The sequence below is a fragment of the Lacrimispora sphenoides genome (genome assembly GCF_900105215.1).
In the GTDB taxonomy this organism is placed as follows: domain Bacteria; phylum Bacillota; class Clostridia; order Lachnospirales; family Lachnospiraceae; genus Lacrimispora; species Lacrimispora sphenoides_A.
This window is the reverse complement of the sequence record NZ_FOIP01000001.1, coordinates 3,015,800-3,039,985: the sequence shown is the minus strand read 5'-3', so window position 1 is coordinate 3,039,985 and position 24,186 is coordinate 3,015,800. Positions and strand designations below refer to the sequence as shown.

The following is a 24,186-nucleotide window of genomic DNA, read 5'->3' as shown; positions in this document are numbered from 1 at the left end:
ATTCTGTGCGCGCTCTGCAGCACATACCGGTAGATGTGAAAGGTCCTCTTCACATTCACTACCGACCTTTGTATTCATCAGTTTCACGACTGCCTTTGCAAACCCATGATCCACGATAGCAAGGGATGCTCTCATCTCTTTCCCCATAGCGTGGCCCAGTTCATCTTTTCCCCCTAAAAAGTAGATTGGAACCTCATAGTAAGTACACATATTGGTAAACATTTTCTTAGTATTCTCCGAGGCCTCCTCAGATATGATTACTAATGATGCTTTCCCAGTTTTTACGGTCTTTTCTGTCATGAATTCTCCGCTTACAGTCTTTCCTGCTTTTGTGGCCAGACCAATCAGATTAAGGATCTTTTGTCTGTCATTCAAACTGTTCCATCTCCTTTTCCAATGCTTCGTAGACTTCTTTCGGAATCGCCATCTTGAAGGAACGCTCAAGTCCCTTGCTCTTTACTGCCTTCTTAAAACATTCCATAGAAGGGCAGAGATAAGCTCCCCGTCCGTTTTTACGTCCGGTTGTATCAAGAAGAATCTCATCCTCTGAGGTTTTCAGTACACGAATCATTTCTTTTTTATTTTTCATCTCACCACAGCCGATGCACTGTCTGAGCGGTAATTTCTTTGTACTCACGTTTCCATCACTTCCTGTTTTTTATACTGGTAATCACCAGCCAGGTCTTATTCCTGGTAGTCGTCCTGATACTCTTCCTGGTAGTTCTGCGTTTCGCTGTTTCCACTGTCATGGTTTTCATTTCCAAAGCTTTCAAATCCAGATCCAGCTTCCTGATAATCAAGCCCCAGCTCCTCAAACAGACCGAGTTCTCTTGCCTGCGTCTCACTCTTAATGTCAATCTTATATCCGGTAAGACGTGCTGCAAGCCTTGCGTTCTGCCCTTCCTTGCCGATGGCCAGTGATAATTGATAATCCGGAACAATAACCTGAGCTTCCTTTGATTCCTCATCTGCAACAACACAGATAACCTTTGCCGGGCTTAATGCATTTTCAATCAAATAGGCCGGATTCTCATCCCAGTTGATGATATCGATTTTCTCTCCTCTTAACTCATTCACTATGGAGTTAACCCTTGCACCGTTTAAGCCTACACATGCACCTACCGGATCTACATTGGCATCATTGGATTTAACAGCAATTTTTGTTCTGGAACCTGCTTCTCTTGCAATTGCCTTGATTTCCACGGTTCCGTCTTTCACCTCTGCAACCTCGGATTCAAACAGGCGTTTTACAAGGTCCGGATGAGTTCTGGATACGGAAATCCTTGGGCCTTTGGGAGTATCCTTAACTTCCAGAACGAACACTTTGATTCTCTCTGTGGCTTTAAACACTTCTCCTTTTACCATTTCTGTTTCATTCAGAATGGCATCTACTTTGCCCAGATTAATGCTTACATTCCTGCCCAGATATCTCTGCACAATTCCTGTGACAACTTCTCTCTCCTGGCAGTACCAGTCGTTAAAGAGAGATTTTCTGCCTTCCTCACGGATCTTCTGCAGGATCACGTTCTTTGCATTCTGTGTAGCGATTCTTCCAAACTTTTTTGAGTCGATCTGGCAATGGATCACATCGCCGATATCGTATTTTGGATCTGCCATCTTTGCATCTGCCAGGCTGATCTGCAACAGGGGATCTTCAACTGTTTCCACCACTTCTTTTTCTGCAAATACATTGAAATCACAGGTTTCACGATTGATGCTGACCTTGATATTATCCGCTTTTCCGAAATGGTTCTTGCACGCCGTAAGGAGAGAATTTTCGATTGCCTCTAACAGGGTATCCTTGCTGATATTATTCTCCTTCTCCAGAATATTCAGTGCTTCTAACAGTTCCTTATTCATTTTTTTATCCTCCTAATATCTCTTACTGTTTAGAAATCAAATGCCAGCCGGATCAAAGCGATTTCCGGGCGGTTCAACACAAGCTCTATTCCGTCTTCCTGGGTAATGGTCACTGTTTCCCTGTCATAGGATGTAAGCGTTCCTGTAAAATCCTTCTGTTTGTTTAAAGGCTTATATAACTTAATATCCACATCTTTTCCGATACTTCTATTAAAGTCTTTATCTTTTTTTAGCGGTCTTCCAAGCCCCGGAGAGCTTACCTCTAAAATGTAACTGTCCGCAATAAAATCCTTTTCATCCAGCCAGTCTCCCAGCCTGCGGCTTATGGTTTCGCAATCATCTACCGTAATCCCACCTTCTTTATCTATATAAGCCCGCAGATACCAGTTTCCTGCTTCTTTTACGTACTCTACATCTACCAGTTCGAAATTATTTTCTTCCATAAGGGGCAGCAAAAAGCTTTCTGTCTTTGCCTCGTACTCTTCTCTCTTCGCCATCTTTCTCCCACCTTTCCAAACAAATTGAAAGAGTGGACTTTCGCCCACTCTTTATCCGCTAACTGTCATGTTATCGTAGACAGTATAACACCGTTTATACTCCATTGCAAGGGTTTTTTCTTATTTTTCCAGCATTTCCGCCATCTATTCCACCAATTTATTGGCTTTTCCTGTAGCGGCCAATCATCAGGCTGTGAAAAAAGGAAAAAAACAGCAATCCGGCATTTTATATCATAGAGAAGAAGGTCTGGTCCTTCACACTCCTTTTTTTTGTACATATCATAACACTATATCAGATCAAATCTGTCATATAAGGAGGACCCATGAAGCCAAAACTGGAAGTTCGCGGGATCAGTTACTCCTATCATTCCCTTGAGGGTGAGACACTGGCCCTTTCCAATATATCATTTACTGCAGATAACGGAGAATTTCTTGCAATCGTCGGCCCATCCGGCTGCGGGAAATCTACCCTTCTATCTCTTCTTAGCGGATTATTAGAACCTGACGAAGGTGAAATCTTAATTGACGGCGTCTCCCAGGCAAAATCCGGCGTCAATATCGGTTACATGCTGCAGCGGGATCACCTTTTTGAATGGCGTACTATTATGGGAAATGCCGAACTGGGGCTGGAAATTCAGAAAAAGCGAAACAAAAGCTCCAAAGAAAAGCTGCATCAGATGCTCCATACTTACGGCCTTGGAAGCTTTGAGCAGGCAAAGCCGTCTGAACTGTCCGGAGGTATGCGGCAGCGTGCCGCACTGGTCCGCACCCTGGCCCTGGAACCGGACCTTCTTTTATTAGACGAACCATTTTCCGCATTGGACTATCAAACCAGGCTTTCCGTCTGTGATGACATCAGTTCCATTATAAAAAGCACTCATAAAACTGCGATTCTTATCACACATGACCTTTCCGAAGCTATCAGTGTTGCCGACAGAGTCATCGTACTGACAAGCAGGCCCGGCAAAATAAAAGCCATCGTACCTGTTTCCTTCGGAGGCGACGATATACGGCCTTTGACACGGCGAAACATGCCGGAATTTTCTGTTTACTTTAATCAGGTATGGAAGGAGCTGCAGAATCATGATTGAGACTCATCCCACCTTAGCCCAACAGGAGTTTATTGAAAAGGAAAAGCTGCACCGCCGCAATGTCAGAGTGTGGCGTACCATGCTGCTGGTACTGCTTCTTTCTCTTTGGGAGCTGTGTGCAAGACTGGGCATGATCAATGACTTCATATTCAGCTCACCTTCCCGTGTGACCATCTGCTTTCTTAATATGGTAGTGGACAAAAGCATTTTTATGCACATCGGGGTAACCGTAATGGAAACCCTCATAAGCTTTGCCCTGGTCACTGTCTCAGGCCTGCTGATCGCTGTTTTTTTATGGTCCAGCCGCAGTGTATCGGAAGTATTGGAGCCTTATCTTGTCATGCTTAACAGCCTTCCAAAATCCGCCCTTGCTCCCATCTTAATTGTATGGCTGGGCAATAATATTAAGACCATCATTGTTGCTTCCATTTCTGTGGCCGTTTTTGGATGCATCATGACGCTCCATACCGGTTTTTCCCAGGTAGATCCTGACATGATCAAGTTAATCTATTCCCTGGGCGGTAAGAAAAAGGATGTTCTTTTCAAGGTACTTCTACCTGGTTCTGTGCCTCTTATCATCAGCAATACAAAGGTCAATATCGGTCTTTGTCTGGTTGGTGTCATCATTGGAGAATTTTTGGCGGCAAATAAAGGACTGGGATATTTGATTATCTATGGAAGCCAGGTATTTAAAATGGATCTGGTGGTAATGAGCATCGTGATCCTGTGTATTGTATCGGCAATTTTGTATCAGGGGATTGCTTTGCTGGAGAAGAAGATTAAATTTTAACTTTTTCACTTGATAAAAGGAACTTTCACAGTATATTAATTAAACATGCTGCAGAAGTTCCTTTTATCCTTATCCTACTCTATCCCCATGATTTTACCAATAGTCAAATGTTTACTTTACCGATAATTATATTTGCTCAATAACACATACGGGAATCTACTTCCTTTAATCTATTCAGCCATTTTGCAATACAGCCACTTTTAATGAAATCCAGTAACGTTCCATCACAGAACCGTTCAGCACGGACTGCTCCTGTTATAAGAGCCATGATACACTGAGCATCTAATGACGACACCTCTGCTTCTTTCATAGATATAATTCCCCATTCAAGACCATTCTTTTCCAGAATTTCTCCATAATGATTTAAATCCATATCTTCATTGTCATCTATGGTTTTATATACATCTTGTATGAATGCACTGACAAAATCTGAATAATTAACAAATGACATTCGAATAGGATTTTCTACATTTCCTTTATTTTCTTTATCAATTATCCAATTACCGTACTCAGCTTTTGCAAGCTGTGATATATATTTTGTCAATATTTCAAATCTCTCTGCCATGCACTTTATCTCCTGAAAATATAACCTTATCTAATTAATAAACTTTTCTTCTAAATTACCTATTGTTTATATACTATATCAAAATATATTATTTGTCTATTTTGTAGCGATATCGTGATGGTTTATTTGTGTTTAAATTCCCCTTTACATATTGAATCATTTAACAACATAATGTATAACTAATACTGAGAGTTTCAATTATGTAATTTTAACTTCCTAAACAAAAAGTGGATTTGTCATAGATTCATTAATTGATTTATTTAAAAGGAAACCACCATTTAAAAAGATTTATTAAATAAAAGTATTACGGGAGGGCGCACAATGGCAAATATATTTCAAATTGTCAAGTATGAAGGAGATAACAGCACTTTTATATGGAAATCAGATGTTGAAGATTTTAACACTGGAACTCAACTGATCGTCCATGAGTCTCAGGAAGCAATTTTTTTTATGAATGGTCAGGCGTTAGACCTGTTTGGTCCAGGACGCCATACACTTGAAACACAAAATATTCCCTTAGTAAGAAAGTTCCTGAGTGCACCAACGAATGACCAAACACCTTTTCATTGTGAAGTCTATTTTATTAATAAGGCTGAAATAATGTCAATTAAATGGGGGACAGATAGCCAGGTTCAGTACATGGAGCCCTCCTATAAATTCCCGTTAAAAATTGGGGCGTCAGGTGAAATGTCATTGCGTGTTGACGATTCCAGAAAACTGCTTATAAAACTTGTTGGAACGGAAAAATCCATTGATAAAGCAGGGCTTACGCAGATGTTCCGTATTTTTCTAATGGCTAAAGTAAAACCATATCTGGCTCAAACAATGCAGAACAGCGAATTCGGCATATTTGAAGTTGATTCACGTATGGATGAGCTTTCAACTGCTTTGCACAAACAATTGACTCCCGACTTTGCTGATTATGGCCTGTCACTTGAACGTTTTTTTGTTACAACGATTGTGAAGCCGGAGGGAGATAAAGCATATGAGTCCTTTCAGGATATACATATTCGACAATATGCTGATGTCGCGAACGCACAATTAAGACAAAAGGTGGGAATAATCGACCAGCAAACCAGCGCACAGAGATTGGTTATTGAATCTGCTGCAATGGCTCAGAAAAGGGCGCAAGAAGGATATACCTATCAATCGGAACGAGGTTTTGATATCGCTGAGAAGGTTGCCCAAAATGAAGGAGTTGGGAATCTTTCCAGTGCCGGTATTGGGCTCGGAATGATGGGAGGTATTGCTGGTAGCATGGGTTCAGTGGTGGCTGGCATTACTACCGATGCCATTCATCCTGTCATGTCGCAAACGGACGAATTGAAAAACAATTTTACAAATACGCCTGCTGAATCTGGAAAAGGACCTTTGGCAGGTTCTGATGAAATGGCTTCTTTTAAACAAAAACTAGAAAAGCTGAAGTTAATGAAAGAGACAGGAATTCTCTCTGATGAGGAATTTGATGAAGAAAAGAAAAAACTGCTGAACAGCCTATAATTGGACCGATTTATAAGGAGGATTTATATTTATGAATATCTCAAAAAATAAGGGCTTATCCCTCGTAATAGTGTTTATCTTACTCGCTGTTTATAACTTGATTGCTTTTGTGCTCCCATTCAACCGAGGGGGTATGTTTTGGACCGGATACGTTTTCTCAATGGCGGCAATTTTACTGACTGCTAGTGTTGGCTTTTATGCATTCGGACGAGAGGGACTTAGAAGCAAAGTCTATGGTTGTACGCTGCTTTCTCTTGTGTGGTGTTATCTAATTGCACAACTAATTATCGGTGTGTTAGAGATGATTTTAGCCGATATTCCATTCCAATATGGATTCGTACTAAATGCGGTTCTCTTTGGAGCATGCATGATTGGCCTGATTGCTACGAACATTGCAAAAGGAGAAGTTGAACGTATTGATTTAAAAGTAAAGGGAAATGTTTTTTATATTAAATCCTTGCAGACAGATATAGAAAACCTGGTTAGCAAAGCCCCAGATAAAGTTACAAAAAAGATGTTAAAAAACCTTGCAGAAGCAATACGCTACAGCGATCCAATGAGCAATCCACAGCTCGCGACAATTGAAAACAAGATTGAATCAAAAATAGCTGGTCTTACAGATGCAATAACTACCTTTGATTCATCAATAATAAAATCCTGTTGTGATGAACTTCAGCAACTAATCTCTGACCGTAATAGAAAATGTAAAACAATGAAATAGCGTATTATTGAGGAGGTATTACTATGGCATTATTAAAATGTAAAATGTGCGGTGGGGATATCGAAGCTGCCGCTAATCAAACATATGGGACCTGTGACCATTGCGGCAGCACAATGACTTTACCTAAAGCGACTGACGAGCAGATAACAAACCTTTATAACCGAGCGAATCATTTTAGACGCCAGAATGACTTTGATAAAGCGTCAATAGCGTATGAGAACATCCTTAATATTGATTCCTTATCAGCAGAAGCACATTGGGGGCTCGTGTTGTCAAGATATGGAATCGAATATGTGGAAGACCCTCAGTCACATGAACGGATTCCAACTTGCCATCGTGTACAAAGTGATTCGATTTTGGCAGATGCGGATTATCTTGCAGCGTTTGAAAACGCAGAAGACCTCTACACAAAAAAGCTTTATGAGTCAGAGGCAAAATGCATTGCCGAAATACAAAAAAGTATTCTTTCGATATCCATAAAAGAAAAGGCGTATGATGTTTTTATTTGCTATAAGGAAACGACGGAAGGTGGAAGCCGCACAAAAGATAGCACAATAGCACAAGATGTCTATTACCAGTTAACCGATGAAGGCTATAAAGTATTTTTCGCTCGAATCTCTCTAGAGGACAAACTCGGTCAACAATATGAACCTTACATATTTGCCGCTTTAAATAGTGCAAAGGTTATGGTCGTAATTGGTACTAAACCGGAGCATTTTAATGCCACATGGGTCAAAAATGAATGGAGTCGATATCTGGCAATGACAAAAAAAGATAGAAGCAAACTTTTGATTCCTTGTTACAGCGATATGGATGCCTACGATTTACCCGAAGAATTGTCTCTACTTCAAAGCCAGGATATGACAAAGATAGGTTTTATCCAGGACTTAATACGGGGAATAAAGAAAATGCTGTCTGCTTCCGACGAAAAAAAAGACAGTCATTCTCAGGGAACTGTTAATATGCCATATTTGACACCTGGCGTTACTCAATTGTTAGACCGTGTCAGCCTTTTTCTTGAAGATGGTAATTATCGAGAAGCCGATGAATATTGTAATCGAGCGTTAGACTTAGAACCAAGAAACGCACAGGCATATTTCTATAAACTCCTAGTTACGTTAAAACTACATTATCCAGATGAAATAATTTCCCTTAATACTCCTCTTGATAAATATCCTGACTACAAAAAAGCTGTTCGATTCGCCGATGATAGTTTTAAAACGACTCTTGAAGGCTACAATCAAAAAATTATGGATCGATTGGAAAGTGAACGCAAAGAGGATATTTATCAAACGGGGTTAGGTAAAATGCAGGAGGCCGAGACCGAGGAAGAATATTTATATGCTGCTAAATTATTTGATAGTATAAAGGAATATAAAGATTCGAGTGATAAAGCAAGTATAAGTCGCACTTTAGCAAATGAAAAACGCATTGCAAAAGAACGTGCCAAAGAGGAAAAAGAACGCTTTGAACAAGAGTATACAGATACCATGAACTCGTTGAGAGAACGAATAAAAGAACTTGAAAAGATCAATATGAAACTTAACATATTTCAATGGGCGAAAAAGGCTGAAGTTGATAAAGAGCTTACAGGATTGTACGAGCTGATGCGAAAAACACGGGAACAATATGGGAAGGGCTGGTAATATTGGAGCCCCAACCCATATCGTTTCGTACTCTAGTTCTTTAAGATGGATCTGGTGGTGGTGAGAATCGTGATCCTTTGTATTGTATCGGCTATTTTGTATCAGGGGATTGCATTTCCTGGAGAAGAAGATTAAATTTAAAAAGTAGTCTTAGCCTTATAGATTTGTATTTATCCATAAGGCTAAAGCTCTTTTATTACCTGCAAGGCTTCAATCCGTTACATCTGGGCAATCTTGTGAGGATTTAAAATATTATTAGGGTCAAACACCTTTTTAATTCCGTTCATCAGAATTAGATTCACCTCCGGGAGAGATTCCCTAAGGTAAGGCTTCTTTGCAAAACCAATGCCATGTTCTCCGGACACCTGGCCTCCCAGCTTCCTGGCCTTTTCATAAACTTTCTCCATAGCTTTGCCCATACGTTTTTCCCATTCCTCGTCGCTTAAATCATCTTTCAGCATATAGGCATGGAGGTTCCCGTCTCCCGCATGCCCGAAGCATTTAATCCTTAACTCACACTCTTTTTGCAGGCCATGCAGATAGGTGACCATTTCATTAACTGAGCTTCTTGGAACGACCATATCGACCTCATCCATGTAGGTGGTAGAGCCTTTGATGGCTTCCAGGAATGCTCCCCTGGCCTTCCAGATGGAATCTTCTCTCTCCTCCGTATCAGAAATCAGAACATCAAGGGCGCCCTGTTCCAGGCAGAGCTTTGCAACGCTGTCATATGCCTGTTCAATTTCTTCTGCTGAATTTCCGTCAAATTTTAAGAGCAGATAAGCGTCTGACTGCTTATCTGGAAATGCCTTTCCTAAATACTGCTCTGCATCAATAATAACTTCCCGCTGCATGAATTCAATGGCTGTGGGAATGGTCTTTGATTTGACAATTAAAGGAACCGTATTGATTGCATGATCCAGGGTAGGGAACGGAATCAACAGACTGATCACCATCTTGGGGCGGGGAATCAGCTTTAACGTGGCCTTTGTAATAAAACCAAGAGTTCCCTCCGCTCCGACCATTAAATCCTTAAGGGCATACCCGGAGCTGTTTTTTACGACCTTACCTCCGAATTCCGTAATCTCACCACTTGGAAGAACAACTTCCAGACCCCTTACATAATCACGTGTCACTCCATATTTCACGGCGCGCATGCCTCCTGCATTGGTGCTGATGTTGCCACCAATGGTAGCAGATTTTTCGCCTGGATCCGGCGGGTAGAACAGATCATGATCTTCCACGTAAGCAGAAAGCTCCATCAGCAGAACACCTGGCTCCACAGTAATTGTCAGATTATCCTCATCCAGTTCAAGTACATGATTCATCAGCGTGGTATCTATCATGATTCCGTGTTCCATGGCTACGGATGACCCCACCAGACCGGTACCGGCACCTCTCGGAGTCACAGGGATGACATTTTTATAGGCATACTTCATGATTTCAGATATCTCTTCTGCTGATTTTGCTTTCACTACAATGTCAGGATAGCTGCTGGTACTGCTTAATTCATCATGACTGTACTCTTCATTAATAAAATCACCGATCAGAATACGCTCCTCGTCCAGAAGGATACTTTTTATGTAAGCAATATCATCTTTGTCCAGTTTTGTATATTCCATGATTATACTCCTTTCTTCTCTTTTATCCTTGCAATCAGTTTAGGGAGAATTTCATAGAGATCGCCTACCAGACAATAATGAGCTGATTTGAAGATCGGCGCCTTGGGGTCTTTGTTGATTGCAAAAATGGTATCTGAATGGTTCATGCCTGCCACAAACTGAATGGCACCGGAAACTCCACAGGTGATGATCAGCTTCGGCCTGACCGTACGTCCGCTTAAGCCAATCTGATATTTTGCATCCAACCAGCCGGATTCAGCCATCGGTCTGGTGCATGCCACCTGGCCTCCCATAAGATCTGCCAGCTCCCGGAGCATGCTTAAATCCTCTTCTTTTTTCACTCCTCTTCCAGCAACCACCAGAACTTCAGAATTCTCAATAAAGGTCTCCTTCTCCTTTGGAAGAATATCAATGACCTCCACATGACAGACAAGCTTTCCCTTATCGATATCACAGTTCACGATTTCTCCCGATGTAACTTCCGAGCGGGCAGGGGCATTCATGATTTTATACCGGACGGTAGCGATCTGAGGACGATGGTTTGGGGTCTTGATATGAGCCATAATGTTGCCGCCAAAGGCTGGCCGGATCTGGGATAAATCCGTATTTTCATTCATTTCCAGAATGGTACAGTCCGCAGTCAGACCAGTTTTCATTCTGGCAGCTACTCTTGGCGCAAGCTGACGTCCTACGGTGGTTGCTCCTACCAGAATGGAAGAGGGCCTGACTTTACTTATAAAATCTTCAAAGACTGCTGTATAGGGCTCTATTTTAAAACGGGCCAGCTCCTCCTTATCATATAGGAAGACTTTATCAGCTCCATAATGAAGGATTTCTTCACTTTTTTCACGGATATCCTTTCCCATGAACAGAACATATACCTCCTGCCCGGTAACTGCCACCATCTCCTTTGCCTTTCCAATCAGTTCATAGGTGACCGGATGAACGACGCCGTCTACATGGTCTGCATAAACAGCAATTCCCTTCCATTTGTCTTTGTTGATCCCGGTTTTTTTCACGTCCTCCACATACTCTACTGCACCCTCAGGCCCCTTTTTTACACAAAGGCGGCACATCTTGCAGGCAGCATTTACGATAACTTTTCCATCCTGCTCCTCCAGCGCTCCAAAGGGACAGATTTTTATCAATTCCTGACGATCAGAAATTCTCTCCTGATGTATGATTAACCTAGCCATTGCTTCACCTCCTAAACAAACTTCAGCTCTTCCATCTTGTCAAACAGCTTTTTCGCAAGCACATCTTCCGACTCATCCCACACTTCCTTTTTATCGTTTGTTTCCGGCGGGAAGATCTTTTGTACCTGAGTGGGTGATCCGTTAAGACCGTAATTCATTTCGTCCTTATCCTTCATATCATCAAGGGTAAGAACCTGAATCTTTCTGTCCTTGGTCTTTAATTTTTTTACATATGACGGGAGTCTTGGCTGAAAAATATCTTTATCCACTGCTAACAGACATGGGAATTTTACTTTAGCCACCTCTACCTCATCAGGAAGATCCATATCTACCGTAATTCCATCTTCTTCCAACTTCCGGATTCTCACGACATTAGATACGCTTGGAAGGTTTAACCATTCCGCTATTTCCGGGCCTACCTGTGCGGTATCCCCGTCTGTGGTCTGCTTTCCGCAGAGAATTAAATCATACTCTCTCATTGCCTTAATTCCCTGTGCCAGGGTATAGCTGGTCGCAAGGACATCAGCTCCTCCAAAACGTCTGTCTGACAAAAGCGTTCCATGGTCTGCCCCCATGGAAAATGCTTCCTTAATGACCTGCATGGCCTGCGGAGGTCCCATGGAAATAACGTCAACAAGGCCTCCGGTTTTCTCTTTGATCCGAAGGGCAGTTTCTATGGCATACAAGTCATAGGGATTCATCTTTGAAGCCGCTCCGTCTCTTTTTAACACGCCTGTAACAGGATCCACCTCAACTTTATTGCTGTCAGGTACCTGTTTGATACAAACAAGGATCTTCATTCTTTTTCTTCCTTTCCTAATAAACCCTACTTCCAAAATACGTGATACAGCCGGCAATTATAATGAAAGCAGCGCTGAATTTCACTGTTTGATTTAATAACTTGCAGCCAGCCAGACCGGACTGATTAATCTGCCCTATATTATACCTTATTTTCCGTATTTTGTAAAAAAAAGACATTCCATTCTATGAAACAAATAATCTATTTTTACATAAAACGATATGCTTGTTTTGAAATCGACCCTATCATTTGTTAATTATTCATTCTCCTGGATATTTAATTTGATTTCACAGTTTTATAGGAACCACTGGTTTAAAACTCCGCAGACTGTTGCTTCCTTATTACAGCAAAATAAAAACCATAGCAAAAGTTTACTTGACTTTCTTTTTCTCCAAGTGTATATTTAAAAATTGTACGGTATTGACCGAAAACTCTACCGCAAATCTACTAATCAGGTGAATCGACCATGCAATCAAATTTTTTAAAACAAAGTAATGAGCAACGGAGGGATTTAATTCTTAACGGATCTGTTTCCGCGACCATATTATTTCTTTCCGTCCCCACTCTTATGATGGGTCTCATCCAATCCGCCATACCGGTCATCGACGGTCTGTTTCTCAACAATCTCGTAGGAACCCAGGCGGCAAGCGCTGTTACATACTGCACCCCCATTGTAAATATGATCTCTGCCCTGGCTCAGGGAGTGAGTGTGGCTGGAATGGCCATCATCGGGCAGTCTAATGGAAACGGCAACTTTAAACATAGCCGGAAGATTTCCACTCAAATCATCGTTTTTACCTTTTTACTGGGTTTTCTCCTGGCACCACTGCTGATTGCCCTTGCCTTTCCCATATCTGCCCATGTAAATGAAGAGATTTCTCACGATGTCTTTGTCTATCTTGCATTGAGCGCCTGTGTGACACCGTTTTCCTTCATGGAATCTATTTATAATTCCATAAAGAATGCCAATGGCAAGCCGGAGGATACCTTTGTCAGAATGGTGATCATGCTGATTTTAAAAATCATTTTCAGTGCCCTCTTTATCGTTGTTTTCCACTGGGGTCTTGTAGGTTCTGTCATGGCATCCCTGGCATCTAATTTTTTAATTACCGGATGGATGTACTATGAATTGTTTTTAAAGAAGACAGGAGAGCGCTTTGTCCTGAAAGGCTTCCGGTTTGACTGGACCATCATCAACACCCTTATGCGCATAGGCTTTCCTGCCATGCTTTCCAGTCTGATGCTAAACCTGGGATTCTTCCTCATCAACAATGAAGTGGAAAAATACGGAGCCGTTGTTTTAAATGGGCAGGGAATTGCCAATAACATTACCTCAATATGCTTCATACTGCCTTCATCCTTCGGTTCAGCCGTCACTACCATGGTCAGCATGAACGTGGGAGCAAACCAGCCGGAAAAGGCAAAAAAGGCTTGTTTGGTGGGCTGTGTCATAAGTGCAATCACTGCTGCCCTTTTGATCGCCCTGGTCGTTCCTCTGTCTTCTAAGCTTACGGTGTTATTTACCAGGGACGCCTCTGTTCTGGCCGTGGCGAACCAGGCGCTTCATATTTATACCTATTCCGTGATCGGATTTGGCATCTGTATGGTCCAGCAGGGGGCTTTTATCGGACTGGGAAAGACCCGGATCACTCTCTTCATCAGCTTGCTGCGGGTATGGCTCCTGCGGTACATATTTATATTGGCAACGGAGCAATTTCTAAGCTTTTATTCCGTATTCTGGGGCAACCTGTTTTCCAATTACATGGCCGCCATTATTACTACAATCCTGATTTTCAGGGTTAAATGGGTTTCCGACATAAACTACTGATAAATAGGATATACACGCTTTTCTTAATCGCAGGCTAGCAATAAAGACTCTGTAAATACCATCAAAAAACCTTATAAAAGCAGAAAAGGAGTACTATGCACCCCTTTTCTGCTTTTATTCATAGACGGTCAATTTTTTTGTCTGATGGTTCCGGACTGGGAAATAATTCTCATTCGCCAAGCACGCTGACCATGTATTCCCGGTTTCTCGGCCCATCAAACTCCAAGAAATAAATCCCTTGAGAGTGCCCCAGCATCAGCTTTCCCTCGTGGATCGGAATGGATAAATTCACTCCAATCAGGGAAGATTTCACATGGCCTGCCGCGTCCTGAGGCGTATCATGCTGATGTTTAAAATTAATCCTTGTGGGAATCAGGCGGTCAATTTCATCCATAATATCCTCAAATCCTCTTGGATCCCAGAAAGATGTAATGGTAAGTCCTGCTGTCGTATGCGGGGTAAATACCACACACTGTCCTTCCTTTATTCCGAGCTGTTCCACATAAAGTTTCACCGTATCCGTGAGTGGCACCACTTCATTAAATCCTGTACTAATTTTAAACTTTTTACATTCGTTCATCATGACCTCGTCCTCCATCTTTTATTATATAATCTCAATTTTACTTTGATGGATACAATGAGCGCCATCCGCAATATGCCATACCCCTTCACAGCCTCTTCCAGCCACTTCGCCGATCATATCCATTATATAGCCTGCCAAAAGGCAGATTGGCACATACTGGGTTAAGGGCATAAGAATCTGATATTTTGTCTTTGGCACTTTTACATAATTTGTGTCTACAGCAAAATCTTCTTTACCGCCGTCAGTTATCACCATAAGCGGCCTGGACAGGGCATGGGCAAACTGGATCAGTTCTTTATTTCTGCTCATGGCCGGATTTGTGGTATTGGCTATTATGATGGTCCCGATTTTATCTACCTTACGCATAAAGAAATTCAAATGCAGCCATTCTTCTGAATTGATATGCATGGCAGGCTTTCCAATGGCCTCTAATATCTTTGCATGGCCAAACCAGGCGGCTGCATAGTCAAAACCGCTTCCCACAAAATCGTAGACCTCCATCTCCTTCCACTGCTCTGCAATGTCATTTACCTGTTTTGTCATCCCAGGAAGCAATCTTCCCAGTTCTCTTCCCTGCTGTACCATGTCAAACCTCATATCCATGGCTTCATCCATGGTATAGCAGCCTTTCACTTCCCCGATCCGGATAGCGATCAACAGAAGCGACATCACAGACACCATATAGGAGCGTGTTCCCGGCGCCGCATCAAAAGGCGGGAGATTCAATTCCAGGATTTTATCTGCGCTCTGTCCTAAAAGGCTGTCTTTCTTTCCCGTAATACCAAGGACAAACGCACCATGCTTTCTTACCGCCAGGATGGCCTCTCCTACTCTTGAAACACCTCCCGAGTTGCTAACAGCGATGACCAGCGGGTTATTCGGCGCAAACCCAAGCTGCTTTCTGGAATAGAAACGGCTAAGTTCAATGGCTGGAACCACTTCACAAGGCAGGTTCGTCAGCATTTCAAAAGCATGCTTTGTTGCCAGTGCGGCCGCATAGGAATCCCCGCATCCGGTAAGGATAATCCGCTGAATGCCAAAGATCTCCGGAGTTGATAAAGCTTTTCTTGCCTTTGGTTCTAAATCATTGTATTGCTGTTCAATTAATTCCGGCAGGCTAAGTACCTGGCGCACCAACGCATTTTCGCTATTCATGAAAACTCCTCCTATCATCTGCTGCATTTTTTAAAAAATCCTCTGCCGCTTTCTCGATCATTGCTTCAAATTTACCCTCAAAGATTTTCATAGAGCAGCCAAACATCAGGTTCAGCGGATAGTCAAAGTTTTCCACATTGCAGCCGCTCATATCACGGAATTCCCTGTCTTCTCCAAGATGGGGAATACGGTATTTCATTGGCCTGGTGTCATCCATGTAACCATACAGTGTCTTTCCTAATTGGAATGCCATGCCGCATTCAAATCCTGTATCGTTGCAGCACTCATATCCTCTGTAATCATTTAAATTGGCTACGATTAAGTCGCAGTTCCTGACCTGCTGCTGACAGTTGTCAAATACATTGGCTGCAGCGGTATATGGATTGTCCGATTCGATCTTTTCCACCCCATCTGCCCAGTCAAGAGGGGAACATGCATCCATACCGTATTTGTCACAGATTTTTTTCATGGCTTCATATTTCTGCTCCGCATCCGTGTCATAGCGCTCCGGTCCGGACAGGTACACAACCGGTCTTTTCCCGCGGCTTTCACTCGGACGAAGGGATTCAAAAACATTACGGTCTCGTTTGGCCTCCCGTTTATAATCTTCTTCCACATCCGTCATCAGCATTTTCAGGCAGTCGTCAAAATCACCCTCCACGATTTTGGTAGAGCCGATAATACATGGGGAAAACGGAAGTTCCATGTATGGCGAGGGCTTTCCGTGCTCATCATATACCTTCCCGTCTTTCATCACATATTTCTGGTCCTTCCACGCCAGTGAACGCTTATCTCTGGTATAACCATAACAGCGAATTCCCCTGGCATAGGCCATCCCTATCTCATAGACAGTGCCGCTGTCCGGTTCCGATCCCCGGTATGCCTCCAGGTCTGCAATAATTGCAGTGGATTCATTCATCACCACCTTTAAATCTTCAAAAATGCTGTCCGCCCGTTTATGAAGCACCGGATTTTCCATATCCAGCGGATGGTCATTGGGCAATGTTACCCCAAAGCCAAGGCTCTCCGCTCTGCGTCTCATTGCGTTTAACACGCTAAATCCTCCGGTATAAAAACATTCAGGGCCTGCTATATAAATTTTTTCATTCTTAAACATTTATCTACCGCCTTTCTCTATGCCAATTCCTTGCTCCGCAAATAAGTTCAGGCCAGCACAAGCTGCATCAATAGCTTCAGGAATCGTTCACAGTCGACGGAGACACCGATTTCAATCACAGGCAAGTCTTCCCATACATGATGGTGCCTTCTGTCAAGCACTGTCATCCCCAGGGTCAGCTTACTGTGAGTTTCAATCCCCACATGTCCTTTGATTGTCTCTACCAGTGCCGGATCAATGGCATAAGCCACTGCCATACAATCGATTACCGCGCAGTATGTCTCGAAGCCTCTCCCGTTTACAAACCGGATCGCCTGCAGAAGGAATTTGGCTTCCGGCTTCTCACTGGCTTCCAGCATAGCAATATCTTCCTCCGTCAGATTCACATCAAAATGGGTTGCAACATCAAGCCCCAGGGCTACCAGCTTCACGCCTGAATGATAGACGATTTCAGCCGCTTCCGGATCAACATATACATTCCACTCACTCTGGGGCGTATCTCCCGTGGCATTGGCAAAAGCATATTTATTAAGGCCAAATGCACCGGATATGGCATAGATGCCGGCAATCATGGATTTAATCTCAGGCGCCTGTTTCATTGCCATAGCAACATTGCTCATCGGAGCAGTGCATAGAATGTAGATTTCCCCAGGATTCTCTTTTACCGTATCAATGATTAATTCAACTGCATTCTTCTTACACAACGGTGTTACAGGTTCCGGAAGGAAATTCTCCGCCTGCCCATCTTTTCCATGGGTAAACGGATCCTTTGGCGACTGGCGTACCATAGGCTCCGACATGCCCTTTCCTACCGGTATCCCGGTCCTCCCGATCAGTTCCAGAACCTTTAAGGCATTTTTACTCGTCACATCTACCGGGTAATTGCCATTCACCGTGGTAATTGCTTTTACCTCCAGTGCCTCTGACTTACACGCCATCACAATGGCCATAGAATCATCCATACCAGGATCGCAGTCAATAATTACTTTTTTTACGCTCATTGTTTTATCCTCTTTTTTTCTCTTCCTTTTTTCTGTCCATCTCATTTAACAGAGCACAGCCTTCTAAGGCGATGTCTATGGCATAGTTATGGCCGCTTCCCGCTTCAAAGCTCTCCCCGGTGCATAAATTGTCTGCCACGGAACAAACGGAGCCGCCGCGCCGCCCAAACAAAGCAGACAAGGTGACGATGGCCGCGGATTCCCTGTCACCGTTCAGCACACCGGCACGGTTATATATTCCCGCAATTTCGATATTCCACGGCTGCATGTAACCGCCCACGCCGGGACGCCCGCCTCCCACAAAGTCACTGTCCACAGACAGGGTGACACCTACGTGATAGGGCGCTTTAAGTTCCTCTGCAGCATTTACCATGGCCTGCACCACTTCGTAATGGCTCACAGCCGGATAACCGGCCGGTATGTAGGCTTTTGTCATGGCTTCCTCTCTTACAATCCCACTGGCTATCACCACGTCTCCTGGCTTCACGTCATCCCCGATCCCTCCGGAACCACCGACTCGCAGAAACGTGGACGCATCCGTGTATTCCATAAAATCATAAAGGATCAGTTCCATCTCCGGAGATCCGCTTCCGCCGCTCACTGCCGTAATCTTCGCCCCTTTGTACATTCCTGTATAGGATGTGAACATGCCGGAGTTTCCGATCAGCTGGGCATCTAAAAGCCTGTCCGCAATCTTTTTTGCCGGATCCTCATCATAAGCACAGAGAGGATCCCTGACGGCAATCAATACAAAATCTCCCACCTTCTCATGATCAATCTGGGTGAGAGCCGGGCGCCCCTTGATCATAAGCCCCCGCTCCGGTACATTTTTATAGTATTCATACTGGTCATGGATCAGCCGAATAGATGGCTTTTTCCTGATTTCATCACTTTTCATCTTCTTTATACACCCATCTTTCTTATCATCATCTACATGCTCTCCATTGACCGGAGCATCTCCTGGGCTGCTATCCTTTCCACCTGCCCGATGGATTCCGGCACTCCATACTGTTTTAAGCACATGGCAGCCGCAATGCTCCCCATAAGACCGCACTTCTTTGGCGAATAGCCGCTGCAAAATCCATACAGCACAGCTCCTGAGGAACTATTGCCACCGCCAGTCGGGTCCACCACATCCACATTCTTCACTGCAGGGACACAAACCGTTTCATCAGGCGTAATCATTATCGCCCCTTTGGATCCCTGCCGCAGGAACACCAGCCTTAGTTTCCACTCCTTAAACCGTTCCACCACATCTTCCAGTGTATCAACACCAAACATATTTTTCGCTTCCGATAAGTTGATAGAAAAAACATCAATATGCCGGGCAATTCCTTTTATCTCTTCTAAGTGTTCCGGATTTGTAACATCGCACGCAATCTCCCACATGATAACAGCGCCCCCTTCTTTCTTTAAATCCAGTATCTGATCCCAGAATACCGGGTTGCTGTTTTTAAAGAGATAGATCCCTTTGGCGCTCTGAAAATAGGGCAGCAGTTCATCCGGCGTCACTTCTACCCGCCTGTAGTGATCCTCCCCGTATAAGGGTGTCTCACTCCTTTCTCCGTCTTCAAAGTACTGAATTACATTGTAGGGCGTCTTATCGTCCTTACAGATCAAGCCGTCCATTGAAATATTATTTTTTCGATACCATTCACTATAAAGATCGGGATAATCCCTTCCCACACCTGTCGCAGGCATAACGTTGTCACACCAAAGCTTCATCCCGCATAACGCATAGATTCCTGCACCTCCTGCGACCTTTTTCACTGTCTTCCCGTCCGCAAACCGGATTTCATCCGTAACGGTCGTTGACGCAACAATATAATCCATATTCCGCCTCCTGGTTAACTTCATTCATTTTATTTTGAAATCAAATACCCTGCCTGGGTATTTAACTCATGCGGCAGTTGTCAAATGGATATGCGGGCTTGTCCGCTTGGCTCGTTGCCCACAGAAATAATCAGGCTGTCGCATGTCATCGTTCCTCCGGATACCGTAAAACCGGCTCCGCCACAGTCATAAGTGTCATCTTCCGCCTGTATTACCATCTCTCCATTCAAGGAAAAGGTCAGCTTTCCGCCATGGGCAGCAAAGGTCAGCTCATATCTGGAATCTTCCGCGTAGGAAAACGGAGCTTCACCCAAAATCACCCGTTTCTTATCCTTTTGCATATAAACGACGGCCTTCTCGTATCCCTCAAGCGCTGCACCATAATACCGCTTATGCCCCACGCTTCTAAGCACCAGTCCTCCTGCTTTATGTAAACTAAAGGTAACCGTAGAAGTAACGCTGTAATCCTCCCATTCCCGGCTCCCAATCGTAACCAGACCATCATCCTCAATGTTGGAAATACAGTATGTATCTTTAAAATCAGCTGCAAAATGGACGGCTGAACTGGCAAATCCGGCCAGCCACAGCGGGTTCGTATTCCAGATGGAGGTCATAAGCATCCCCCGCTGTGCAAAGTTCGTGGGCGCCCCCTTCCAGTCGATGGAATAAATCACAACATCTCCGTCAAACCGTTTTCTGCTGGCAATCTCATAGCCAAGCTTATAGATGGACATGCCCATCGTATCCGGAACAACCCATTCAAACCGCTGCCTTTTCTTCTCCAGGAGTGTGGCACCGCCGTACATAACCTGTATCTGGTCATTGATATCGTAATACAGGATATAAGGCCTGACAGTTACTTTTCCCCCGTCAGGAACCCCGGCTTCCGTCACAACCTTCTGGGATGAATAAAGGGTGGGTGACGCGACCGTGGAAAAGTTTTTCGCCAGCTTGGAAAAATCGATGAAGGTTTGTGTTGAAACGTTTGCTGTCACTCCATCTGCCACATGGCTGCAATGAATCATCAGGCCATTTTCGTCTGAAACCTCATTAATATTTCCCAGTCTCACCGGAGCCATAATTCCATGGTCAAACTCACAGGGCGCAAACCCCTGAAGCGCCCCTGGGAACTCAAAACGATACCTCTCCGGAGGCAGTTCTACGTCCTTGCCTTTCAGCTTTGCCGCCGCCTTTATAATCTTCCGGCTCTCCAACACCGCATCCGTCACGACCGAACCGCCGTCAGAGGTCACCACATACATGAGGTCCGCCACAGGTGTGCGGAAATCCGCTCCTGCGTCAATCCCTGAAAGCCCCAGCCGAATCCCATTAAACGCTCCCACATTTCCAGCGTTGCAGTCCGTATCCCACGCAGCCGAAGCCGCAATGGAAATGGATCTTTGAAAATCATCCCCTCCCAGGAGGATTGCAGCAATTACCATGGCATGGTTTGGGACCATATGACAGCAGCCTGGGAATACCTGATAGCCATATTTCGGGTCTAAGTAATCCCTGACCTTCCGCCAATCGGATTCCTTGCTGCAGATATCTCTTACGTCCGCAATCATATCCTTTAACACCGGATTCTGTATGTATGACGCAGCACGGTCCAAAAGAATGTTTACGTCTTTTTCCGTAAACGCCATTGCTTCCAGTGCCGCCAGATGACAGGCCGCCTCCAGCGCAATTCCGTCATGGCTGACTCCGGCCGCCTTTCTTACCAGTTCCACCGCTAAATCCGGATCGTCCGGGCAAGCCATGGCAATGGCATCAATGAATATCTGCGCTCCAATCTGCTCTGCCAGCGTCTTGCCGTTTGTTTCGACAGAACCGCTTGCCGGCGCTTCCATGCCGTTTTTCAGATTCAGGAAGGCCGTGTGCTCCGTAGAGCGGCCAAGCCCGCCCCACCATAAAATGGTTTTATTCTCAATAATGTAGTTTAGCCACGTATCGCCAAATGCTTTTTCCGGTATCTCCCTGTCATATCCATAGTCCTCTACTGCGCGGAAGAACGCAAACGTTCCGGATATATCGTCGTCAGCGACGATCAGCGGCACGCCAGTCTTTTCATGGACATAATATTTAATTTCATCAAATGTATCCCGGATTTTCTCATAACTCCAGCCTTCTACCGGGCGGCCCAGATATACACCGATCAGCTTCCCCAAAACCCCGGCGTATATCTGATTTCTGTATTTATCTACGCAAGAATTTAAACCTGTCATACCTGTTTTCCCCCAATCCTTTTTACTTCAAACCCATCTCCCAGAATCGCACCGGAGTCCACCACGAATCCGGCCCCGCCGCTGTGATAATGGCTATCTGTTCCTGTAACTACCGGTTTCCCTTCCACATACAAGGTAAGATTCCCGCTCTCCACAGTAAATTGAAGTTCATAGGTATTATCAATCTGAAATTCATAATCTGCAGAACTTATCACAACACGCTTCGTATGATTCTGCCTGTAAATCACGGCTTTTCCCTTTGTTAAGACTGCTCCGTAATATCTTCTGTGCCCTTTCGCCCTGACCACAAGCCCGGCTCCGTCCTGCTGTGAAAATGTAATCCGGGACTTGACGGAATAATTGTCCCAGTCTAAAGTACCCGTTGTTACGACTCCGTTTTCTGCCCCATGGGATATGGAAAAGGTGGTCGTATAATCCGGGCAGAAATTGTCTGCGGAAGATACGAACGTCTTCATCCATGCAGTCGTAGTCGTCCACGGCGTCAAGGAAGGCGTCATCTCCATGGAGCCGCCCATCCGGTAAAAGACAGGTACGTTTGACCAGTCCAGGGATTTTAAAACAATGGATCCTTCTAGGCGCTTTTCATTCTTTAAACGGATACCGAGTCGGTAAATGGCATGGCCCCCAACATCGGGAATGGTCCATGTCCGCACGTTTTCCCCTTTTATAAGAGCTGCCGGTGTATCATACAGCGTCTTTACCTGGTCATCTCCGTCAAAGTAGACGATAAAAAACTCAAAAGAAGGATTGTCAGTTTCAGGGGCTAAAACCCTGGCAGTCACCTCCTGGCCGCTGTAAAGGGCCGGAGAACAGAGCACATCAAAATAACTTGTCCCCTCCTTTCCTTTTGGCGCAAGGTCAATAAAGGTATCTATACATACAGAAGCGTGGACGCCTGCCCCAAGGCCCTTAAAGGAAATCCTGCATCCATATTCCTTTGACTTTTCATAGTAGTTCTCAATTCCGGCAAGTGCTGACTCTTCCACTTCCTGGTCATAAGGGATGATACCCTGCACAGAACCCGGATACTCGAACGCCAGGCGTTCTCTAGGCTGGACTGCCTCTTCCGATTCCAGCCTGCACGCAGCCGCCAGTATCTTTCTGGTCTCCAGAACCGCGTCAGAGATGCAGGAACCGCCGTCACTGGTCACCACATAGAGGCGGTCAGCCACCGCCCTCCTCAAATCTGCTCCCTTTGTAAAGCCGTCAAGTCCCAGGCGGATTCCGTTTAAACAGCCTACATTGCCGGAGTTGCAGTCCGTGTCCCAGCCGGAACTGCAGGCAATCATGCATGATTTATTAAAATCGTCTCCGCCCATAATGAATGCCATCAGTAGGGTTAAATGGTTTGTCACAACGGGACAGTTGCCGGGATACCGCTCATAGCCGTGGTTGTCTGCGATCCATTGCCTTACCTCCCGCCAGTCGGAAGCCGACTCACAACGTTCCCTCAGATCACTCACCAGTTTCTTAAACTCCGGATTCTCTACATAGTGAAGCCCCTCATCCAGAAGTTTATTGATATCCTTTTCCACAAATGCCATGGCTTCCATGACCGACAGGTAAACCGCCGCGTCTATTGCAATCCCGTCATGGCTGACGCTGGCCGCCGCCTTTGCCATCTTTGCTGCCCTTGCCGGATTTCCGGGATTTACCATGGCCCAGGTATCGATAAAGATTTCAGAGCCAATCTGCTCCGCCATGCTTCTGCCGTTAAGTTCCATGGAACCGCTATGCGGCGCTTTTATACCATTTTTCAGCCTCAGGTATGCGGTGTGTTCCGTACTTCTGGAAAGCCCGCCCCACCATAGGATGGTTTTATTCTCAATAATATAGTTAAGCCATGTATCTCCGATGTTTTCCGCTGTGATCTCCGGATCATATTCATGATCCTCTAAGCTCCTGAAAAATGCGAACGTGCCGGAAATATCGTCATCCGGAACGATGAGAGGTGCCCCTGTCTTATGGTTTTTATAATAGTAAATCTCATGAAACTGTTCGTAGATTTTTTCATATGTCCACCCTTCTACCGGACGGCCGAGGTAGACCCCTATGATTTTCCCCAAAACACCTGCGTAAATGTCATTTTTAAACCGTATTATGTTCTTCACGTATCCCTTCCTCCATTCTTCTCCC

21 protein-coding genes and 1 pseudogene are annotated in these 24,186 nt (G+C 44.4%); 6 read left to right on the top strand and 16 right to left on the bottom strand.

What is annotated here, in order from left to right; translation table 11 throughout:
- Positions 1–48: 48 nt before the first annotated feature.
- The 4 genes and pseudogenes from BMW45_RS13790 to BMW45_RS13775 all read right to left on the bottom strand — a co-directional run.
- Positions 49–375 (bottom strand): annotated as a pseudogene (locus BMW45_RS13790) (L7Ae/L30e/S12e/Gadd45 family ribosomal protein); the annotation flags it as partial.
- On the bottom strand, positions 368–637 hold the full coding sequence (gene rnpM, locus BMW45_RS13785) for an RNase P modulator RnpM (protein ID WP_092244591.1): 270 nt from the start codon (positions 635–637) through the stop codon (positions 368–370). The pseudogene BMW45_RS13790 and the gene rnpM, both read right to left, overlap by 8 nt.
- A 47-nt stretch (positions 638–684) precedes the next feature.
- Entirely contained in the window at positions 685–1,860 is a 1,176-nt protein-coding gene (gene nusA, locus BMW45_RS13780; RefSeq protein ID WP_029702002.1) for a transcription termination factor NusA, read from the bottom strand.
- A gap of 29 nt (positions 1,861–1,889) precedes the next feature.
- Positions 1,890–2,357: a ribosome maturation factor RimP gene (locus BMW45_RS13775; protein ID WP_038284797.1), complete on the bottom strand. Its 468-nt coding sequence runs from the start codon at positions 2,355–2,357 to the stop codon at positions 1,890–1,892.
- Between the two features lie 323 nt (positions 2,358–2,680).
- Here BMW45_RS13775 and BMW45_RS13770 point away from each other — a divergent pair, with 323 nt between their 5' ends.
- Together BMW45_RS13770 and BMW45_RS13765 are read left to right on the top strand one after the other, a co-directional pair.
- A complete protein-coding gene (locus tag BMW45_RS13770; RefSeq protein ID WP_054790293.1) occupies positions 2,681–3,448 on the top strand; it encodes an ABC transporter ATP-binding protein in 768 nt (255 codons plus the stop codon).
- Positions 3,441–4,238, top strand: a complete 798-nt coding sequence (locus BMW45_RS13765; RefSeq protein WP_092244588.1) for an ABC transporter permease — start codon at positions 3,441–3,443, stop codon at positions 4,236–4,238. Before BMW45_RS13770 ends, BMW45_RS13765 begins: the two co-directional genes overlap by 8 nt.
- 136 nt (positions 4,239–4,374) lie before the next feature.
- Here the strand turns inward: BMW45_RS13765 and BMW45_RS13760 are convergent, their stop codons facing one another.
- Positions 4,375–4,803 (bottom strand): DUF6508 domain-containing protein, encoded by a 429-nt coding sequence (locus BMW45_RS13760; RefSeq protein ID WP_092244585.1) that lies wholly within the window; start codon positions 4,801–4,803, stop codon positions 4,375–4,377.
- A 321-nt stretch (positions 4,804–5,124) separates the two neighbouring features.
- Between BMW45_RS13760 and BMW45_RS13755 the strand changes: the two genes are divergently transcribed.
- Genes BMW45_RS13755 through BMW45_RS13745 form a run of 3 tightly spaced genes read left to right on the top strand, consistent with a single transcriptional unit; the run spans position 5,125 to position 8,670 of the window.
- On the top strand, positions 5,125–6,303 hold the full coding sequence (locus BMW45_RS13755; protein WP_092244582.1) for an SPFH domain-containing protein: 1,179 nt from the start codon (positions 5,125–5,127) through the stop codon (positions 6,301–6,303).
- A gap of 31 nt (positions 6,304–6,334) precedes the next feature.
- Positions 6,335–7,024 (top strand): hypothetical protein, encoded by a 690-nt coding sequence (locus tag BMW45_RS13750; protein WP_092244579.1) that lies wholly within the window; start codon positions 6,335–6,337, stop codon positions 7,022–7,024.
- Between the two features lie 23 nt (positions 7,025–7,047).
- Entirely contained in the window at positions 7,048–8,670 is a 1,623-nt protein-coding gene (locus BMW45_RS13745; protein ID WP_092244576.1) for a toll/interleukin-1 receptor domain-containing protein, read from the top strand.
- A gap of 218 nt (positions 8,671–8,888) precedes the next feature.
- On the opposite strand, the gene BMW45_RS13740 is transcribed toward BMW45_RS13745, so the two are convergent.
- From BMW45_RS13740 to BMW45_RS13730, 3 genes are read right to left on the bottom strand one after another with little or no spacing between them, the layout of a single operon-like run.
- Complete coding sequence (locus BMW45_RS13740; protein ID WP_092244573.1) at positions 8,889–10,292, bottom strand: FAD-binding oxidoreductase; 1,404 nt, start codon at positions 10,290–10,292, stop codon at positions 8,889–8,891.
- A gap of 2 nt (positions 10,293–10,294) precedes the next feature.
- Positions 10,295–11,488: an electron transfer flavoprotein subunit alpha gene (locus BMW45_RS13735; protein ID WP_092244570.1), complete on the bottom strand. Its 1,194-nt coding sequence runs from the start codon at positions 11,486–11,488 to the stop codon at positions 10,295–10,297.
- A gap of 11 nt (positions 11,489–11,499) precedes the next feature.
- Complete coding sequence (locus BMW45_RS13730) at positions 11,500–12,288, bottom strand: electron transfer flavoprotein subunit beta/FixA family protein (protein WP_092244567.1); 789 nt, start codon at positions 12,286–12,288, stop codon at positions 11,500–11,502.
- 465 nt (positions 12,289–12,753) lie between these two features.
- Here BMW45_RS13730 and BMW45_RS13725 point away from each other — a divergent pair, with 465 nt between their 5' ends.
- Complete coding sequence (locus BMW45_RS13725; protein WP_025234379.1) at positions 12,754–14,115, top strand: MATE family efflux transporter; 1,362 nt, start codon at positions 12,754–12,756, stop codon at positions 14,113–14,115.
- A 169-nt stretch (positions 14,116–14,284) separates the two neighbouring features.
- Here the strand turns inward: BMW45_RS13725 and BMW45_RS13720 are convergent, their stop codons facing one another.
- The 8 genes from BMW45_RS13720 to BMW45_RS13685 all read right to left on the bottom strand — a co-directional run bounded on the left by BMW45_RS13720 (position 14,285) and on the right by BMW45_RS13685 (position 24,161).
- Complete coding sequence (locus tag BMW45_RS13720; RefSeq protein WP_242883023.1) at positions 14,285–14,698, bottom strand: secondary thiamine-phosphate synthase enzyme YjbQ; 414 nt, start codon at positions 14,696–14,698, stop codon at positions 14,285–14,287.
- 21 nt (positions 14,699–14,719) lie between these two features.
- Positions 14,720–15,853 carry an SIS domain-containing protein gene (locus BMW45_RS13715; protein ID WP_242883021.1) on the bottom strand — a complete coding sequence of 378 codons (1,134 nt, stop codon included), beginning with the start codon at positions 15,851–15,853 and terminating at the stop codon, positions 14,720–14,722.
- Positions 15,846–16,970, bottom strand: coding sequence for a nucleoside 2-deoxyribosyltransferase (locus BMW45_RS13710; RefSeq protein WP_092244564.1), 1,125 nt, complete (start codon positions 16,968–16,970; stop codon positions 15,846–15,848). The genes BMW45_RS13715 and BMW45_RS13710 overlap by 8 nt, the downstream gene beginning before the upstream one ends.
- A gap of 47 nt (positions 16,971–17,017) precedes the next feature.
- Positions 17,018–17,971, bottom strand: coding sequence for a nucleoside hydrolase (locus tag BMW45_RS13705; RefSeq protein ID WP_092244561.1), 954 nt, complete (start codon positions 17,969–17,971; stop codon positions 17,018–17,020).
- A gap of 4 nt (positions 17,972–17,975) precedes the next feature.
- Entirely contained in the window at positions 17,976–18,992 is a 1,017-nt protein-coding gene (locus BMW45_RS13700; protein ID WP_242883020.1) for a nucleoside phosphorylase, read from the bottom strand.
- Entirely contained in the window at positions 18,902–19,804 is a 903-nt protein-coding gene (locus BMW45_RS13695; RefSeq protein ID WP_092244555.1) for a carbohydrate kinase family protein, read from the bottom strand. Before BMW45_RS13695 ends, BMW45_RS13700 begins: the two co-directional genes overlap by 91 nt.
- An 80-nt stretch (positions 19,805–19,884) precedes the next feature.
- The gene (locus BMW45_RS13690) at positions 19,885–22,029 is read right to left on the bottom strand and encodes an ADP-ribosylglycohydrolase family protein (protein WP_092244552.1); all 2,145 of its coding nucleotides are present in this window, start codon (positions 22,027–22,029) and stop codon (positions 19,885–19,887) included.
- Complete coding sequence (locus BMW45_RS13685) at positions 22,026–24,161, bottom strand: ADP-ribosylglycohydrolase family protein (protein ID WP_092244549.1); 2,136 nt, start codon at positions 24,159–24,161, stop codon at positions 22,026–22,028. The genes BMW45_RS13690 and BMW45_RS13685 overlap by 4 nt, the downstream gene beginning before the upstream one ends.
- Positions 24,162–24,186: the final 25 nt, after the last annotated feature.

Bases quoted from the DNA above. Each gene is read 5' to 3' on its own strand.
- nusA (WP_029702002.1), bottom strand. From the start codon at position 1,860: ATGAATAAGGAACTGTTAGAAGCACTGAATATTCTGGAGAAGGAGAAT.
- BMW45_RS13775 (WP_038284797.1), bottom strand. From the start codon at position 2,357: ATGGCGAAGAGAGAAGAGTACGAGGCAAAGACAGAAAGCTTTTTGCTG.
- BMW45_RS13770 (WP_054790293.1), top strand. From the start codon at position 2,681: ATGAAGCCAAAACTGGAAGTTCGCGGGATCAGTTACTCCTATCATTCC.
- BMW45_RS13765 (WP_092244588.1), top strand. From the start codon at position 3,441: ATGATTGAGACTCATCCCACCTTAGCCCAACAGGAGTTTATTGAAAAG.
- BMW45_RS13760 (WP_092244585.1), bottom strand. From the start codon at position 4,803: ATGGCAGAGAGATTTGAAATATTGACAAAATATATATCACAGCTTGCA.
- BMW45_RS13755 (WP_092244582.1), top strand. From the start codon at position 5,125: ATGGCAAATATATTTCAAATTGTCAAGTATGAAGGAGATAACAGCACT.
- BMW45_RS13750 (WP_092244579.1), top strand. From the start codon at position 6,335: ATGAATATCTCAAAAAATAAGGGCTTATCCCTCGTAATAGTGTTTATC.
- BMW45_RS13745 (WP_092244576.1), top strand. From the start codon at position 7,048: ATGGCATTATTAAAATGTAAAATGTGCGGTGGGGATATCGAAGCTGCC.
- BMW45_RS13740 (WP_092244573.1), bottom strand. From the start codon at position 10,292: ATGGAATATACAAAACTGGACAAAGATGATATTGCTTACATAAAAAGT.
- BMW45_RS13735 (WP_092244570.1), bottom strand. From the start codon at position 11,488: ATGGCTAGGTTAATCATACATCAGGAGAGAATTTCTGATCGTCAGGAA.
- BMW45_RS13730 (WP_092244567.1), bottom strand. From the start codon at position 12,288: ATGAAGATCCTTGTTTGTATCAAACAGGTACCTGACAGCAATAAAGTT.
- BMW45_RS13725 (WP_025234379.1), top strand. From the start codon at position 12,754: ATGCAATCAAATTTTTTAAAACAAAGTAATGAGCAACGGAGGGATTTA.
- BMW45_RS13720 (WP_242883023.1), bottom strand. From the start codon at position 14,698: ATGATGAACGAATGTAAAAAGTTTAAAATTAGTACAGGATTTAATGAA.
- BMW45_RS13715 (WP_242883021.1), bottom strand. From the start codon at position 15,853: ATGAATAGCGAAAATGCGTTGGTGCGCCAGGTACTTAGCCTGCCGGAA.
- BMW45_RS13710 (WP_092244564.1), bottom strand. From the start codon at position 16,970: ATGTTTAAGAATGAAAAAATTTATATAGCAGGCCCTGAATGTTTTTAT.
- BMW45_RS13705 (WP_092244561.1), bottom strand. From the start codon at position 17,971: ATGAGCGTAAAAAAAGTAATTATTGACTGCGATCCTGGTATGGATGAT.
- BMW45_RS13695 (WP_092244555.1), bottom strand. From the start codon at position 19,804: ATGGATTATATTGTTGCGTCAACGACCGTTACGGATGAAATCCGGTTT.
- BMW45_RS13690 (WP_092244552.1), bottom strand. From the start codon at position 22,029: ATGACAGGTTTAAATTCTTGCGTAGATAAATACAGAAATCAGATATAC.